14 protein-coding genes are annotated in these 16,166 nt (G+C 70.8%); 5 read left to right on the top strand and 9 right to left on the bottom strand.

The annotated features are described in order from the left end of the window. Nucleotides 1-1,141: tail fiber domain-containing protein (locus tag R7226_RS28245; RefSeq protein ID WP_318600804.1), on the top strand; the 1,141-nt coding region annotated here is incomplete at its 5' end. 81 nt (nucleotides 1,142-1,222) lie between these two features. Here the strand turns inward: R7226_RS28245 and ribH are convergent. Genes ribH through R7226_RS28220 form a run of 5 tightly spaced genes read right to left on the bottom strand, consistent with a single transcriptional unit; the run spans nucleotide 1,223 to nucleotide 6,509 of the window. Next, the gene (gene ribH, locus R7226_RS28240) at nucleotides 1,223-1,696 is read right to left on the bottom strand and encodes a 6,7-dimethyl-8-ribityllumazine synthase (protein ID WP_318600803.1); all 474 of its coding nucleotides are present in this window, start codon (nucleotides 1,694-1,696) and stop codon (nucleotides 1,223-1,225) included. Continuing rightward, nucleotides 1,686-3,005, bottom strand: coding sequence for a bifunctional 3,4-dihydroxy-2-butanone-4-phosphate synthase/GTP cyclohydrolase II (locus R7226_RS28235; protein WP_404827917.1), 1,320 nt, complete (start codon nucleotides 3,003-3,005; stop codon nucleotides 1,686-1,688). The genes ribH and R7226_RS28235 overlap by 11 nt, the downstream gene beginning before the upstream one ends. Next, nucleotides 3,002-3,592 carry a riboflavin synthase gene (locus tag R7226_RS28230; RefSeq protein ID WP_318600801.1) on the bottom strand — a complete coding sequence of 197 codons (591 nt, stop codon included), beginning with the start codon at nucleotides 3,590-3,592 and terminating at the stop codon, nucleotides 3,002-3,004. The genes R7226_RS28235 and R7226_RS28230 overlap by 4 nt, the downstream gene beginning before the upstream one ends. Next, nucleotides 3,592-4,713, bottom strand: coding sequence for a bifunctional diaminohydroxyphosphoribosylaminopyrimidine deaminase/5-amino-6-(5-phosphoribosylamino)uracil reductase RibD (gene ribD / locus R7226_RS28225; protein ID WP_318600800.1), 1,122 nt, complete (start codon nucleotides 4,711-4,713; stop codon nucleotides 3,592-3,594). The genes R7226_RS28230 and ribD overlap by 1 nt, the downstream gene beginning before the upstream one ends. Before the next feature lie 59 nt (nucleotides 4,714-4,772). Continuing rightward, entirely contained in the window at nucleotides 4,773-6,509 is a 1,737-nt protein-coding gene (locus tag R7226_RS28220; protein WP_318600799.1) for an ArnT family glycosyltransferase, read from the bottom strand. A gap of 136 nt (nucleotides 6,510-6,645) precedes the next feature. On the opposite strand from R7226_RS28220, the gene R7226_RS28215 reads away from it, so the two are divergent. The 4 genes from R7226_RS28215 (at nucleotide 6,646) to R7226_RS28200 (ending at nucleotide 11,129) form a co-directional block, all read left to right on the top strand. Continuing rightward, complete coding sequence (locus R7226_RS28215) at nucleotides 6,646-7,695, top strand: glycosyltransferase family 2 protein (protein WP_318600798.1); 1,050 nt, start codon at nucleotides 6,646-6,648, stop codon at nucleotides 7,693-7,695. Continuing rightward, on the top strand, nucleotides 7,692-8,315 hold the full coding sequence (locus R7226_RS28210; RefSeq protein ID WP_318600797.1) for a class I SAM-dependent methyltransferase: 624 nt from the start codon (nucleotides 7,692-7,694) through the stop codon (nucleotides 8,313-8,315). The genes R7226_RS28215 and R7226_RS28210 overlap by 4 nt, the downstream gene beginning before the upstream one ends. Nucleotides 8,316-8,327: 12 nt before the next feature. Then, on the top strand, nucleotides 8,328-9,659 hold the full coding sequence (locus R7226_RS28205) for a lipopolysaccharide biosynthesis protein (protein ID WP_318600796.1): 1,332 nt from the start codon (nucleotides 8,328-8,330) through the stop codon (nucleotides 9,657-9,659). A gap of 261 nt (nucleotides 9,660-9,920) precedes the next feature. Next, nucleotides 9,921-11,129 carry a DNA sulfur modification protein DndB gene (locus tag R7226_RS28200; RefSeq protein ID WP_318600794.1) on the top strand — a complete coding sequence of 403 codons (1,209 nt, stop codon included), beginning with the start codon at nucleotides 9,921-9,923 and terminating at the stop codon, nucleotides 11,127-11,129. Between the two features lie 51 nt (nucleotides 11,130-11,180). Here the strand turns inward: R7226_RS28200 and R7226_RS28195 are convergent, their stop codons facing one another. The 4 genes from R7226_RS28195 to R7226_RS28180 all read right to left on the bottom strand — a co-directional run. Next, nucleotides 11,181-13,736: an ABC transporter permease gene (locus tag R7226_RS28195; RefSeq protein WP_318600792.1), complete on the bottom strand. Its 2,556-nt coding sequence runs from the start codon at nucleotides 13,734-13,736 to the stop codon at nucleotides 11,181-11,183. Next, the gene (locus R7226_RS28190) at nucleotides 13,736-14,464 is read right to left on the bottom strand and encodes an ABC transporter ATP-binding protein (RefSeq protein WP_318600790.1); all 729 of its coding nucleotides are present in this window, start codon (nucleotides 14,462-14,464) and stop codon (nucleotides 13,736-13,738) included. Before R7226_RS28190 ends, R7226_RS28195 begins: the two co-directional genes overlap by 1 nt. A gap of 149 nt (nucleotides 14,465-14,613) precedes the next feature. Beyond that, on the bottom strand, nucleotides 14,614-15,267 hold the full coding sequence (locus R7226_RS28185; RefSeq protein ID WP_318600788.1) for a response regulator transcription factor: 654 nt from the start codon (nucleotides 15,265-15,267) through the stop codon (nucleotides 14,614-14,616). Nucleotides 15,268-15,271: 4 nt separating this feature from the next. After that, nucleotides 15,272-16,166: sensor histidine kinase (locus R7226_RS28180; RefSeq protein ID WP_318600786.1), on the bottom strand; the 895-nt coding region annotated here is incomplete at its 5' end.

The raw sequence follows: 16,166 nt of genomic DNA, 5'->3' as shown, positions 1-16,166 counted from the left end.
CGCGGCCGGACCGAGAGGCGCCGCCGGGCCCGCCGGGCCCAGAGGCGAGCCGGGCGCGCCCGGCTCGGCCGACGGCTGGAGCCGCACCGGCAACGCCGGCACCGGCGCCGGCGAGTTCCTCGGCACCAGCGACGCACAGCCGCTCGAGCTGCGCGCCGGCGGCGCGCGGGCACTGCGGCTGGAGCCGCGTGAGAACGCCACGCCCGCCCTGCTCGGCGGCGCGGGCGCCAACGAGATCTCCGCGACGGCCAACGGGGCGACGATCGCCGGCGGCGGCGCCGACGGCTTCCCGCAGACGGTCGGCTCCAGCTACGGGACGGTCTCCGGCGGGCGCGGCAACGCCGTCACCGGCCCCTTCGGCACGATCGCCGGCGGCAGCGGCAACACCGCCGCTGGCGACACCACGACCGTCGGCGGCGGCGATGACAACCGCGCGACGGGCGATCTCGCGACCGTCACCGGCGGTATCGGCAACGCGGCGAGCGGCTCCTACGCGACGATCGCCGGCGGCCGCCTCAACACGGCGGGCGGAGAGTACGGCGCCGTCCTCGGCGGGCGCGAGAACAGCGCGAGCGGCTTCTTCGGCGTCGCGCTCGGGTTCGCCTCGACCGCCGCGGGCGAGTACTCGCTGGCGGCCGGCAGCCAGGTGACGGCCGCGCACCGCGGCGCGTTCGTCCTCGGCGACTCCTCCGGCGGCGGCTTCGAGAGCGCCGCCGACGACGAGCTGGCCGCCCGCTTCGCCGGCGGCGTGCGCCTGCGCACGAGCGCCGACGGCGCGACCGGCTGCAACCTGCCGGCCGGCTCGGGCGTGTGGGACTGCACCAGCGACGCGCGCCTGAAGCACCGCTTCCGCGCCGTCGATCGCGACCAGCTCCTGGAACGGCTCGCCGGGATGCCGATCGCGAGCTGGCAGTACAGAGCGGAGGCCGGCGAGGTCCGCCACCTCGGCCCGACCGCGCAGGCGTTCAAGGCCGCCTTCGGCCTCGGCCGCGGCGCGACGACGATCGGCCAGCTCGACGAGGCCGGTGTCGCGCTCGCGGCCGGCCAGGCGCTGGCCGAGCGCGCCGACGCCGCCGACGCGCGGATCGACGCGCTGGAGCGCCGCCTCGCCGCGTTGGAGCAGCGGCTCGGCGGGCGCTGACGCGAGCAGTGGACGTCCGCTGCCGCTGAACGGCGGCGGGCGTCCGGTCCTCGGTGCGGCGCCGGGCGCGCCGCGTGCGACTCAGATCGGCGCGAAGCCCGTGCGGGCGCGCTGCTGTCTGACCGACTCCTTCACCTTCAGCGAGGCGAGCACCGCCTCGGCGGCGTGGGCGCCGCTGTCGCGCTTGCCGCCGCCGCCGACGCGCGCCTCGGCCTGCTCGCGCGTGTCGACCGTCAGCAGGCCGAAGCCGACCGGGATCCCGGTCGCCAGCTGCACCTGCTGGATCCCGCGCGCGCACTCGCCGCAGACGTAGTCGTAGTGGCTGGTCTCTCCGCGGATCACCGCGCCGAGCGCGACGATCGCGTCGTACCTGCCCGACTCGGCCGCGTACTTCGCCGCCAGCGGCAGCTCGAAGGCGCCCGGCACGTCGTAGACGTCGACCGTCTCGGCGCCGTGCTTCTCCAGCTCCGCTCTGGCGCCCTCGACCAGCTTTTCCGCGAGGTCCTCGTAGAAGCGCCCGACGACGAGCGCGAAACGACGGTTCTCAGCGCCCATCGGCGTTCTCCCTCTGCTGCTTGTGATCGTGCTCGTGCTCCTCGAGGATCATCTCCTCGTCGAGCGCGAGCCCCTGGTGGTGAAGCGTGTGGCCCATCCGGTCGCGCTTGGTGCGCAGGTAGGCCTCGTTGTGCGGGTTGGGCGTCGGCACGATCGGCACCTGGTCGGTGACCGACAGCCCGTAGCCCTCCAGCCCGATGATCTTCTTCGGGTTGTTCGTCAGGATCCGGATCGAGGTGAGGCCGAGGTCCTTGAGGATCTGGGCGCCGATGCCGTAGTCGCGCAGATCGGCCGGCAGCCCCAGTCTGAGGTTGGCCTCGACCGTGTCGAGCCCCTGCTCCTGCAGCTTGTACGCCTTCAGCTTGTTCAGCAGGCCGATCCCGCGGCCCTCCTGCGCGAGATAGAGCAGGACGCCCTCGCCGCGCTCCTCGATCATCGCCAGCGCCGACTCGAGCTGCTCGCCGCAGTCGCAGCGCAGCGAGTGGAAGACGTCGCCGGTGAGGCACTCGGAGTGGACGCGCACGAGCACGTCGTCCTTGCCGGACACGTCGCCCTTGACCATCGCGACGTGGTGCTTGTCGTCGACGAGCGAGCGGTAGCCGACGACGTCGAAGTCGCCGAAGGCGGTCGGCAGCCTCGTCGAGACGACCCGCTCGACCAGTCTGTCGTGCTTGCGCCGGTAGGCGACGAGGTCGGCGACCGTGACCATCTTCAGGCCGTGGCGCTCGCAGTACGGGACGAGGTCCTTGACACGCGCCATCGTTCCGTCGTCGTTCATGATCTCGCAGATCACGCCGGAGGGGTTGAGGCCGGCCAGGCGCGACAGGTCGACGGCCGCCTCGGTCTGCCCGATCCGCTCGAGCACACCGCCATCCTTCGCCTTCAGCGGGAAGACGTGGCCGGGCTGGACGAGGTCGCGGGGCGCGGCCTTCGGGTCGATCGCGACCTGGATCGTGTGGGCGCGGTCAGCCGCGGAGATGCCTGTGGTCACACCGTCGCGCGCCTCGATCGAGACGGTGAAGGCGGTCTCGAACGACGACTCGTTCTTGCTCGCCATCAGGTCGAGGCCCATCTCGTCGCAGCGCTCGCCGGTGAGCGCGAGACAGATCAGCCCGCGCCCCTCCTTCGCCATGAAGTTGATCGCCTCGGGCGTGACGAACTGGGCGGCCATCGTCAGGTCGCCCTCGTTCTCGCGGTCCTCGTCGTCGCAGACGACGACCATCTTGCCCTGGCGGATGTCCTCGATCGCCTCTTCGATCGTGGCGAAGGCCGCCGCGGTGGTTCTCACGTCCGACTCCGACTGGCTCATCGATGTGCCCCCACGAGCTTCTCGACGTACTTCGCGAGCACGTCGACTTCCAGGTTGACCGGCTTGCCGACCTCGGCCGCGCCGAGGATCGTCCGCTCCAGCGTCTCGGGGATCAGCGAGACGCTGAGCGACTCGTCGTCGACTGACGACACTGTCAATGACACTCCGTCGATCGCGATCGAGCCCTTCTCGACGACGTAGCGCAGCAGCTCGGGACCGGCCGTGATCGTCACGATCCGCGCGAAGCCGTCCTGCTCGATCGCCGAGATCGTCCCGAGGCCGTCGACGTGGCCCTGCATGATGTGGCCGCCGAGGCGAGCGTCCGCGCGCAGCGCCAGCTCGAGGTTGACCTCGCTGCCGGGGCCGATCTCCGCCAGCGACGAGCGCCGCAGCGTCTCGTTCATGACGTCGGCGGCGAAGGTCCCGTTGGAGGGATCGACGGCCGTCAGGCAGACGCCGTTGACGGCGATCGAGTCGCCGGGCGCCAGCTCTCTGCCGAGCGGCGTGGCGATCGCCAGGCGGACGCCGTCGTCGGTCGGCTCGACAGCGGCGACCGTGCCGAGTCCCTGTACCAGTCCGGTGAACATCACCACTCCTTCAGGCGGGCGGAGACGAGCAGGTCCTCCCCCACGCGATCGCAGTCCAGGGTCAGGGCGCGCAGCGCCTCTGAGATCGTCTCGACGCCCTCGCCCTCGAGCGGGTCGCGCGCGGTGCGCCCGCCGAGCACGAGCGGCGCCAGGAACAGCCGCAGCTCGTCGATCTCGCCGGCGTCGAGGAAGGCGCCGGCCAAGCGCGGGCCGCCCTCCAGCAGGATCGAGCCGACGCCGGCGGCGCCGAGCTGGTCCAAGGCGGAGACGACGCGCGCGGGCTCGTTCGCGCCGGTCGCGACGATCACGTCGATGCCGTGGGTCTCCAGCGCGTCGGTCGCGGTGCGCGGCGCGGCGCGTGAGACGACGACCGTCAGCGGCACCTCACCGGCCGCCTGCACCAGCTGCGCGTCGAGCGAAAGGCGCGCGAGCGAGTCGAAGACGACCCGGCGCGGCTGGCGCGCGACGTCCGGTATCCGCGCCGTCAGCTGCGGGTCGTCGGCGATCGCGGTGCCGATCCCGACCGCGACGGCGTCGCACTCGGCGCGCCAGTGGTGGGCCAGCTCACGGCTCTCCGTCGAGGAGATCCACTTCGAGTCGCCGGCGCGCGTGGCGACCTTGCCGTCGAGCGTCATCGCCGACTTGAAGAGGACCCACGGGCGGCCGGTGCGCGCATGCTTGCGAAACGGCTGGTTGAGCTGGCGGGCTCTGGCGGCCAGCTCGCCGTCGGCGACCTCCACCTCGACGCCCTCGTCGCGCAGGATCCCGAGACCGCGGCCGGAGGCCTTCTCGGTCGGGTCGTCGGAGGCGATCACGACGCGGCTGATGCCGGCGGCGAGGATCGCGTCGGTGCACGGCGGCTGCTTGCCGGTGTGGCAGCAGGGCTCCAGCGAGACGTAGATCGTCGTGCCGGAGAGGTCCTGGTCGCCGGCGGCGCGGATCGCCTCCACCTCGGCGTGCGGCGCGCCGTACTCGGTGTGCCAGCCCTCGGCGATGATCTCGCCGTCGCGCGCGATCAGCGCGCCGACCAGCGGATTGGGGCTGACGCGGCCGCGGCCGCGCTGTGCCAGCTCCAGCGTGCGGGCCAGGAAGAGGCGGTCTGTGTCAGTTGTGGGAGGCAAATCCGATGGGTCTCGTCGGGTTTCCGTTCAAGCCCTGCCGCTTGAGGATACGCAGGCGCTCACGAACAGCCACCGCCCGACAACCTGTAGATCACGATCTCCGGCCCCGGACGCTCGTACGCGAGCGGGTAGTAGTCGAACGCCCAGTCGAAGTTGAAGGTCGGCGGATCGGCCCCCTCCTTGTACGGGCTGAAGCGCGCCACCTCCTCGCCGCGCTGCGCCAGCGCGTCGTAGTAGGCGAGCGCGCCAGGCACCTCGCCGGGCTGCGCGAGGGCGCGATCGCGCTGGTGGGAGCCGATCACGACCCAGCAGAAGCCGGCCGCCTCGTACTCGTCGAGCAGCTCCGGGTAGAGCACGCGCTGGTACTTGTCGACCTTCACGAAGCGGCTGCTCGGCACCCTTCTGCCGAAGTCGTCGACCGACGCGCGCGCTGTGTCCCACAGCTCCCAGCGCTTGCCGCTCGCGGTCGCGGGGTCGGCGCGGTTGGGGTCCTCGCTCCAGCGCGCCGGCACGATCGGCTCCAGCATCACCTTCGTGCCCGCCGGGATGTTCTCGACCATCCAGTCGTGCGCGAGGCCGCGCGTGTCGGGGCGCGAGAGGACGCGGTCGTTGTGGATCACATAGACGAGCCCCTGCGCCAGGATCGCGATCACGGCGACGATCGCGACGGGGCGCGCGGCCCGCGGCCAGCGCGCCGCCGCCAGCTCGATCAGCCAGATCGCGAACCACGCCGCCAGCACGCAGGCGATCGGGAACAGCGGCAGCAGCCAGCGGCCGAAGTAGCGGTCCTGCGTGCCCATGTAGACGAGGTAGACGACGACCGTCGGCAGCAGCAGGAGCGCGATCCGGCGCTCCTTGAAGAGCGACAGCACCGCCCCGCCGAGCGCCAGCAGCGCCGGGATCCAGCCGAGCCCCCACGTGAACGCCCACAGGTAGTAGAGGACGCCGTTCTCCTGCGTCAGGCCGAGCTTCGCCAGCTCGTCGCCGCCGGCCAGCTCGCGCTGTCTGCCGACGCCGGCGCGGAACTCGGAGAAGCTCAGCAGCGCGTGCGGGTTGGCGATCAGGAAGCCGACGGCGGTCGCCAGGCCGGCCAGCGCCAGCGCGGCGAGCGCGTGGGCGACGCCGGCGCGCTCCTCGCGCGTGCGGATCAGGACCGCCGTGGCCAGCGGCAGCAGCACGATCCCGGCGGTGTACTTCGTGCCGGCCGCGAGCCCGACCGCGACGCCGCCGAGCAGCAGCCAGCCGAGCCCGCCGGCGCGGCCGGAGCCCTTCAGGATCAGCGCCGCGCACAGCAGCGCCAGCGTCGCCGGGAACATCGACGGCACGTCGTTGAGCGCCAGATGGCTGTAGAAGACCGGCAGGAACGCGACCGCGCCGATCGCCGCCGCCAGCAGGCCGACGCGGCGGTCGAAGAGGCGGCTGCCGAGCAGGTGCAGCAGCCAGACCGAGACGGTCCCCAGCAGCGCGACGGTGACGCGCGCGATCAGGAAGACCTGGCTGGGATCGTCGACGTAGGCCTTCGCGACCGCCTCGCGACCGCCGAACCAGACCGCGTAGACGGCGTACAGCAGCTCCGTGAAGCCCGGCGGGTTGAGGAAGTAGCGCGGGTTGAAGCCGTGGCCGAAGAACCCGATCGCGACCGGGACGAAGTGGCCTTCCTCATCGATGTTGTACGAGAACGGCAGGCCGTGGCCGATGCCCCATACCCGCAGCCCGAACGCGCCCAGAAGGACGGCGACGAGGCCCAGCGCGAGGGCGTCGATCCGCGGACGCGGCCGGCGTGCGTGGCGTTCCATCCGGTCCTTTGGGATACTGCGGCGCGAGTCTACGGCACCGGCCGACGGTCAACGGTGGTCGCATGACATCCCCCGTGGTGCCTACCCTGGACCACGAACACCTCGCGGCCACGCGCCCCCGGCGACCGGATTCCCCATGAAGCTGATCATCCAGATCCCCTGTAAAGACGAGGAAGAGCACCTTCCCGCGACGCTCGCCGACCTGCCGAGATCGATTCCCGGCATCGACGTGATCGAGACGCTCGTGATCGACGACGGCTCGACCGATCGCACGATCGAGGTCGCGCGCGAGAACGGCGTCCACCACATCGTCAAGCTGACCAACAACAAGGGGCTGGCGGCCGGCTTCCAGGCCGGGCTCGACGCGGCGCTGAAGCTCGGCGCCGACGTCGTCGTCAACACCGACGCCGACAACCAGTACTACGGCGGCGACATCCCGAAGCTGGTCGCCCCGATCGTCGCCGGCGAGGCCGACATGGTGATCGGCGACCGTCAGGTCGAGACGATCGCGCACTTCTCGCCGCTGAAGGTCTCGCTGCAGAAGCTCGGCTCGTGGGTCGTGCGACAGGCCTCCTCCACGAGCGTGCCCGACACCACCTCCGGCTTCCGCGCCTACAACCGCGAGGCCGCGTTGCAGATGGTCGTCGTGTCGAAGTTCACGTACACGCTCGAGACGATCATCCAGGCCGGCAAGCTGCTCGTCGCGATCGACGACGTGCCGATCAGAACGAACCCGAAGACGCGCGAATCGCGCCTCTTCCCCTCGATGGGCGCCTATGTGCGGCGCAACTCGGTCTCGATCTTCCGCATCTACGCCCAGTACGAGCCGCTGCGCGTCTTCTGGAGCGCCGGCGCCGTCGTCGGCGTGCTCGCGCTCGCCGTCTGGGCGCGCTTCCTCGTCTCCTGGATACAGGGCGAGGGGGCCGGCCACGTGCAGTCGCTGATCCTCGGATCGGTCCTCTTCACCGGCACGATGCTGCTGTTCGCGCTCGGCGTGATCGGCGACCTGCTGGCCGCCCAGCGCACGCTCTCGCAGCGCACCTTCGAACGGGTGCGGCGCATCGAGCTGCAGCTCGGCATCCCACCGTCCCACTACGAGCCCGGCGCACCGCGACCGACCGAAGGCAGCGACGACGCGCCCGGGTCGACCGGCGAGACCGGCGAGCGAAAGGCAGTCGAGGTATGAGCACCACGTCCGCGGCCGAGGCCGTCCCGACCGGGAACACGTACGACAAGTACGGCTCCACCAACCCGGTCGTGCGCCGGCTGATGTCGAACTTCGAGCGCACGCTCGGCGAGCTGTTCCTGCAGGCCTCGCCCAGCTCGGTGCTCGACGTCGGCTGCGGCGAGGGCGTGCTGACGCATCAGTGGGCGCTCGCGCTCGGCGACAAGCGGATCGTCGGCATCGACCTCGACGACCCGAAGCTGCTGGCCGAGCAGGCGACGCGCACCGCGCCGAACCTCGAGTACCGCGTGATGAAGGCCGAGAACATGCCGTTCTCCGACGACGAGTTCGGCCTCGCGAGCGCGATCGAGGTGCTCGAGCACGTGCCGGACCCGGCCCACACCGTCGCCGAGATGGCGCGCGTGGCGAAGGACCACCTGCTCGTCTCGGTCCCGCGCGAGCCGCTCTGGCGCGGCCTGAACGTCGCCCGCGGCGCCTACATCAAGGACCTCGGCAACACGCCCGGGCACGTCAACCACTGGTCGAAGAGATCGTTCGTGAAGCTGCTGTCGCAGCACGGCGAGGTCGTCGAGGCGCGGTCGCCGTTCCCGTGGACGATGCTGCTCGTGAAGCTCCGCTAGCAGCGCCCGCGCGTGGCTGAGCGCACGAGCAGCGGTCGTTCGCGCGGTCGCTTGCTGCTGACCGCCGGGATCGCGTCAACCGGGATCCTCTCCTTCCTCTACCTCGCGCTCGCCTCGCATGAGCTGAGCGCGACCGACTACGGGCATGTCAGCCTGCTGTGGTCGATCGCGTTCGTGATCCTGTCGGTGATCTACCGGCCGATCGAGCAGCTGCTCTCGCGCACGATCGCCGACCGCCGCGCGCGCGGGCTGCACGACCACTCGCTGCGCACGCCGGCGCTGATCCAGGCCGCCTTCGCGCTCGTCTTCCTGGTGGTGGCGCTGGCGCTGCGGACGCGGATTCAGGACGACCTCTTCGGCGGCTCCGCCGCGCTCTACTGGATCCTCGTGATCAGCGTGCTGGCGTACGCCGGCAGCTACTTCGCGCGCGGCTGGCTGGCCGGCCACGAGCGCTTCGCCGGCTACGGCGGGCTCGTGCTGCTGGAGTCGACCTCACGCTTCCTGTTCGCGGTCGCGGCCGTGCTCGGGATCACCTCCGGCCAGACGGCGATCGCGATCGGCATCGCCGTCGCCCCGTTCGTCTCGCTGGCGGTCGTGCCGTTCGCGCTCGCGCGGCTGGCGCGCGGCGGCCACGACCCGCTGCCGGACGCCTCTTCGGTCGCCGTCCTCGACGCCGCCGGCGAGGGCCCGGCGCATGCCGAGATCGAGGAGGCGTCGGCCGACCTGACGCTGAAGCGCGGCTCCCACTTCGCGATCGCGGTCTTCGCGATCATGCTCGCCGAGCAGACGCTGATGAACGCCGCGGTGCTGATCGTCGAGCACGACTCTGGCCCGGCGCTGGCCGGCTTCGTCTTCAACGTGCTGCTGATCGTGCGCGCGCCGCTGCAGCTGTTCCAGGCGGTGCAGACGTCGATCCTCCCCCACCTGACGGGCCTGGAGGCGCGTGAGAACGCGGCCGAGTTCTCGCGCGCGATCCGCGTCACCGTGCTCGCGATCGCCGCCTTCGCGGGCGCCTGCGCCGTCGGCCTGCTGGCGATCGGCCCGTGGGTGATGGAGACGCTGCTGGGCGACAAGGGCTTCACGTACGAGCGCGGCGGCCTCGCGCTGGTCGCGCTCGGGATGGGCTTCCACCTCGTCGCCGGCACGCTCAACCAGGCGGCGCTGGCCCGCGGCCGCGCGCCGCTGGCGGCGGTCGCCTGGCTCGTCTCGGCGGTGTTGTTCGTCGCCTGGGTCGCCTCGGGCTTCGTCGCCGACGAGGTGCTGCGCGTCGAGACCGGCTACTTCGGCGCCGCCTTCATCCTCAGCTGCCTGCTGTTCGCGCTGTACCGGCGGCCGGCGGACTGAGGGGTCACAACGAACCTGGTCTGCCTGACCAATTTGCGATTCCAACCCGCGAGATTTCCCATCTCGAGATGAGATTCGCACCTCTCAGACCAGATTAATGCAGCGAATCACCATCTCGAGGTTGCGCTCTCGGCCGCCCGTGTGTAGCGTTCGCAAAAAGAAAGGTCGCCGAGGAAGCCACCTCGACGACCTTTGACCCAGTCCGCAGACCGGGGTCCAGCACGCCCATCGTATCTGCGGACGCGAAAACCAGGAGCGCCCGTGAGTACCAGCGATCCGTCGCAGCAAACGCTCGACCTCTCAGCCGGGTCATACGTGAAGGGTTTGCCGCTGTCGTCCACTTCGTTTCTGGCAGTGACGACGTTCGCCCAACTGTCGCAGATCATGCGCGATCCCCGTGATCTCCAGCCAAACGCGAGACGCGGAAGAAGCTTCGACGCTGACCAGCTCGAGGACGAGGCCAGCATCCATGAGCTGGTCCAGCGCGCGCTGATCGGCGCGAAGAAAGCAAACGTTCCGAAGTACGGCGCGTACATCCTCGACACCGTCATGGAGCGGACGATCGGGGTGTTGCCGCCCATCCATACTTGGTCGCAGGCGCAGCTCCAGGTCGTTACGTACCAGGGAACGCAGTATCTGCTCGTTCCACAGGGGATGCGTCTCTTTTCAATTGACGGAGAGACTCAGCTGACGGCGCACTACGAGGTGCAAACGCGGTCGAATGCGCTGCCTGAAGAGAAGAAGGTCCATCGCGAGTTCCCGCTGGCGATAGTCGTCCACCACGGAGTTACGACCGAGACAGCCCGACAGTACTTCCACGATCTCAACATCCTTGCAGTCAAGCCAAACACCAGTCTGGGATTGGCGATGGACACCAAGGATCCGCTGATGCGCGTGGTTCAGAATCTCGAGGTCAGGATCCCGGACCTCAACGGGCGGGTCGAAAAGTCCGCTCGTCAGCTGCCGAAGAGAAGCTCCAAGCTCATGACGATCCAGTCGTTGCGGCAGTTCGTCGTCAACGTTCTGCACGGAATGGCAGGAGTCCAGTTCGGTGCCAAACCTGCACCGCTGCCAGGTAACGGTGACCTCGGCGAGCTCGAGGAGGTCACTCGTAAGTGGCTCGAGATGTACCTGAGAACGTTCCTGCCCGAGATCTCAGACCGCGAACGGACCTTGGCCGGAACAGCCCCGGTACTTGCCGCCGTGGGCGCCATGGGGAATCAGTTCCTCAAAGCAGCCGATTGGGACCGGGAACGACTGATGCGCGAGCGGCTCGACTCGCTCACCGAGGTCGACTGGACCAAGGGTGAGGCGTGGGCAGGCGTCGCTGGAAAGTTCACCGCGAGAGGGAGATTCTCTGTCGGGGGTACGAAGGAAGTCGGCAACGCCGTTTACAACGTCCTGACAGAAGCCGAGAACCCCGGCTTTAGACGCGTGCGAGGCGAGAAGTCCGTCTCTGCGCTGACGTAGACGTGCGAAGTGCCGGATCGGGCCGGCTGAGCCGGCCCGATCCGACGATGCTCACTCGTACGCCAGGGCTCTGAGCACGTCGAGCTTCGCCGCGCGGCGGGCCGGGGGGATCGCGGCGAGGACGCCGGCGAGCGCGGCCAGGACGAGCAGGATCACGAGCGTGAAGACCGGGATCGAGATCGCGAAGCCCTCCTCCTTCAGCGGGATCGTCACGAGGACGGCGAAGATCACGCCGAGCACGACGCCGAGGACGGCGCCGATCAGGGCGGTGATGACCGACTCGTAGCGGACGATCTGGCGCACCTGGCGGCGCGAGGTGCCGATCGCGCGCAGCATCCCCAGCTCGCGCGTGCGCTCGTGGATCGAGAGCACGAGCGTGTTGACGATGCCGAACAGCGAGACGATCACCGACAGCGACAGCAGCACGTAGACGAGCGCGATCAGCTGGTCGATCTGGCCGGCCTGGTCGTCGACGAAGCCCTGCTCGGTCAGCACCTCGACCGTCGGGAACAGCGCCGCGATCGCTCTGTCGGCGACCTTCTGGACCGCGTCGGCGTCCGCCCCGTCGCGCGTCGCCGCGACGACGAAGGCGTCTCTGGTGACGTCGAAGTCGCTCGCCAGCACGTCGTTCGGGAGCGTGATGTCGGCGAGCAGGCCGGAGTCGTCGTCGTAGATCCCTCTGACGACCACGTTCACCGTCTGGTCGGTCGGCGTGCGTACTCTCAGCTCGTCGCCGACGGCGAAGTCGTGCTTGTCGGCAAAGCCCTCGGAGATCAGCGTCTGACCCGGTCCGAGCGACCGCAGCAGCTCCGGCGAGCCCTCCTTCCACTCCACGCGGAAGACGTCCTCAACGGTGCTCGGGTCGACGCCGGAGACGTTCGAGCTGCCGCTCAGCCCGTCGACCTGACCGACCGCGAACCGCACCGGCGAGACGATCTCGACGTCCGGCACCTCGCCGAGCGCTCTCGTCGCCGCCTGCGGCACCGGCTGGAAGGTGTCGCTCTGCATCACCAGATCGCCCTTCAGCCCTCTGTTGACCGCCTGGTCGATCGAGACCTTCAGGCCCGCGGCGAAGATCGCCACGAACGCGACCAGCGTCACGCCGATCATCAGCGCCGAGGCGGTCGAGGCGGTGCGGCGCGGCTGGCGCGCGGAGTTCTCCCGCGCCAGCCGGCCCGAGACGCCGAGCGCCTTCTCCAGCGGCCAGCCGACGAGCGTCGCCAGCGGCTTGACGATGTGCGAGGCGAGCAGGCCGACGCCGATGAACACCACTGCCGCGCCGATGCCGATCGAGGCCGCCGCCTGGCTCGCGCCGCCGCCGCCGAAGAGGCCGACGCAGATCAGCGCTATGCCGATCAGCGCGACGACGATCGACAGCGGCGTGCGCAGGCGACCGGTCTTGCCGCGCGTCAGCGAGGCCGCGTCCTGCAGCGCCGCGATCGGCGGCACGCGCGTCGCGCGCAGCGCCGGGCCGGTCGCCGCGACGACGGTCACGACCGTGCCGATCAGCAGCGAGACGATGATCGTGCGCGGCTCGACCGTCAGGCCGTTGTTCGGCAGCTCGGCGCCGAACAGCGTGAAGAGGCCGCGCAGGCCCGGCGCCAGCACGGCGCCGAACAGCAGGCCGACGACCGCCGAGGCGAAGCCGACGACGAACGCCTCGCCGATCACGGCCTGCAGCACCTGCCGGCGCGAGGCGCCGATCATCCGCAGCAGCGCGAACTCGCGCATCCGCTGCGCGACGGTGATCGAGTAGGTGTTGACGATCAGGAAGGCGCCGACGAACAGCGCGATCCCGGCGAACGCGAGCAGGAAGGTTCTGAGGAAGCCGAGCTGGTCCTGCAGGTCGGCCGCCTGTGAGCGCGCCTGCTCCTCGCCGGTGCGGACGTTGTACAGCCTCGCCGGCAGCTCGGCGCGCACTCTCGCGGCCAGCTGGTCCGGCGTCACGCCCTCGTCGGCGACGACGTCGATCGAGTTGTACTGGCCTCTGAGGTCGAGCATCTCCTGCGCGACCGGCGTCTGCACCATCGCCAGCGCCGCGCCGGCGAGCGTGTCCTCGTCGCCGAACTTCGCCAGGCCGACCAGTCTGAACGAGCGGGCCGGGCCGTCGGCGGAGATTCTGACCGTGTCGCCGAGCTTGAAGTCGCCGTCCTCGGCGGTCCCCTTCGCGAGCGCGACCTCGTCGGGCGCCGACGGCGCGTGCCCCTCGACGTATCTGAGCGGGTTCAGCTCCTGCGGCATCTCGCCGTTGAGCAGCATCGGCGCGCCGCCTCTGACGAGCGCGTCTCTGCCGTCCTTCGTGTAGATCACGGCCTGGTCGGAGCTGACCGAGCCGGCCGCCAGTCTCACGCCCGGGACGGCCTCGACCGTTCTCAGCACCTCGTCGGAGAGCGGGACCTCGCCGGCGTTGGAGAACTGCTCCTTCGGCGTGACGCTGACGTCGGTGTTCTCGTTCGCCGTCTCGAAGACCTTGTCAAAGGCCTGGTTCATCGAGTCGGTGAGGATGTAGGTGCCGGAGACGAGGCCGACACCGAGCACGATCGCCAGCGCCGTCAGCACCGTTCGCAGCTTGCGCGTGACGAGCCCGCGCAGGGAGAGCGAGATCATCAGGCGACCGTCCGCATCAGGTCGATCACGTCGTCGGTGCTGCCGGCGTCGCCGTCATGCACGATGCGGCCGTCGGCGAGCACGAGGATGCGGTCGGCGACCGACGCGGCGTGCGCGTCGTGGGTGACCATCACGACCGTCTGCCCCAGCTCGTCGACCGAGCGCCGCAGCAGGCCGAGCACCTCCGCCGAGGAGGAGGAGTCGAGGTTGCCGGTCGGCTCGTCGGCGAAGACCACGGCCGGCTTGGAGATCAGCGCGCGCGCGACCGCGACGCGCTGCTGCTGGCCGCCGGACAGCTCCGACGGGTGGTGGGTGCGGCGCTGGTCGAGCCCGACGGTCGCTATCAGCTGCTCCAGCCACTCTCTGTCGACCGGGCGGCCGGCGATCTTCAGCGGCAGCACGATGTTCTCCTCCGCCGTCAGCACCGGCAGCAGGTTGAACGACTGGAAGATGAAGCCGATCTTGTCGCGGCGCAGCTGCGTCAGCTTCTTGTCGTCGAGGTTGGCCAGCTCGGTGCCGGCGACGACGACCGAGCCGGCGGTCGGCTGGTCGAGGCCGGCGAGGATGTGCATCAACGTCGACTTGCCCGAGCCCGACGGGCCCATCACGGCGGTGAAGCCGCCCGACGGCAGCTCCAGCGAGACACCGTCGAGCGCATCGACGGCGGCTTCCCCTTCGCCGAAGCGTCGGCGGAGGTCGACGGCGGTGACGATGGGGGCTGCGCTCACGGGGTGGGTCCTTTCGGGGGAACTGTCGGCGGTCTCGGGGCGTTCCTGGGGAACGCTGGCGGGAAGCCTGCCGGACGCACCGGATCGCTGATAGCCGGAAGGCCGGCGTCTGAGGCTACGGCTAGCCGCACCTCGTGCCAGGACGGATGTCAGGCGGTTGACGCGCCGAGGTACCGCAGCACCGCGAGCACGCGGCGGTGGTCCTGCTGCGCCGGCGCGAGGTCAAGCTTCCCGAAGATGCTCGTGACGTGCTTCTCGACCGCGCGCTCGGTGACGACCAGCTCGCCCGCGATCGCGCTGTTGGAGCGGCCCTCGGCCATGTGGCCGAGCACCTCGCGCTCGCGCGGCGTGAGCGCCTCCAGCGGGTCGTCGCGGCGACGCCGGCCGAGCAGCTGCGCGACGACCTCGGGATCGAGCGCCGAGCCGCCGTCGCCGACGCGCGCGACCGCGTCGAGGAAGCGCTCGACGTCCGCGACGCGATCCTTCAGCAGGTAGCCGACGCCGGCCGCGCCGCCGCTGATCAGCTCGTGGGCGTAGCCCTCCTCGACGTACTGCGACAGCACCAGCACCGCCGTCTGCGGCGTCCGCTCGCGCAGCTCGAGCGCCGCTCTGAGACCGTCGTCGGTGTTCGTCGGCGGCATCCGCACGTCGACGATCGCGATGTCGGGCTTGTGCGCGGTCACCTTGCGGATCAGGTCCTCGGCGTCGCCGGCCTGGCCGACGACCTCGTGGCCGGCCTCCTCCAGCAGGCGCGCGATCCCCTCCCGCAGCAGGACGGAATCTTCGGCGAGCACTACACGCATGGCGTCAGGGAGGCGTACATGGGATCTCGGCGCGAACGGTCGTGCCCGCGCCGGCAGGGCTGAAGACTGCCAGACGGCCGTCGATCGCGGAGAGCCGGTCCTCCAGGCCGCGCAGGCCGCTGCCGCCATCGGGGTCCGCGCCGCCGACGCCGTCGTCGCGCACCTCGACGATCGCGTGGCCGTTGGAGCGCTCCACGACGACCCGCGCATGCGTCGCCTGGGCGTACTTGGCGACGTTCGCGAGCGCCTCCGCGACGACGAAGTAGGCGGCGCCCTCGACCGGCGAGGGCAGCCGCTCCCGCGGCACGTCGGACAGCTCGACCGGCAGCGGCGCGCGGCTGGCGAGCGCCTCCAGCGCCGGGCCGAGGCCGCGGTCGGTCAGGATCGCCGGGTGGATGCCGCGCGCCAGCTCGCGCAGCTCCTCGAGTGCCAGGCGCGCCTCGTCGCGCGCCTCGCGGATCAGCGCCTGCGCCTGCGCCGGATCGCGCTCGACCTGGTTCTCGGCGATCCCGAGCGTCAGCGCGAGCGCGACCAGCCGCTGCTGCGCGCCGTCGTGCAGGTCGCGCTCGATCCGCCGCCGCTCGCGCGTGACGACCTCCAGCAGCCGCGCGCGCGAGGCGCGCACCTCGGCGATCTGGACGCGCAGCTCAGCGTCGAGGCGCTCGTTCTCGAGCGCCAGCGCGGCGGCGGCGCCGGCAGCGCGGACCAGCTCCGGCTCCTCGTCGAGCGAGGCGTCGTGGACGATCGCGGCGACGCGGCGGCCGTCGTGCTCGACCTCGGTGAAGGCGCGGCCGCTGCCCGTCTCCGGCAGCTCGACCGGCTGCCCGGTCGCGTCGACGTAGCGGCCGGCCGCGGGCGCCGCGCGGGCCGCGCCGGCCGCGCCTCCGGCGGCGGCGGCG

This window comes from Conexibacter stalactiti, assembly GCF_033542075.1.
Lineage (GTDB): Bacteria > Actinomycetota > Thermoleophilia > Solirubrobacterales > Solirubrobacteraceae > Conexibacter > Conexibacter stalactiti.
This window is presented reverse-complemented; position numbering and strand designations above follow the sequence as displayed.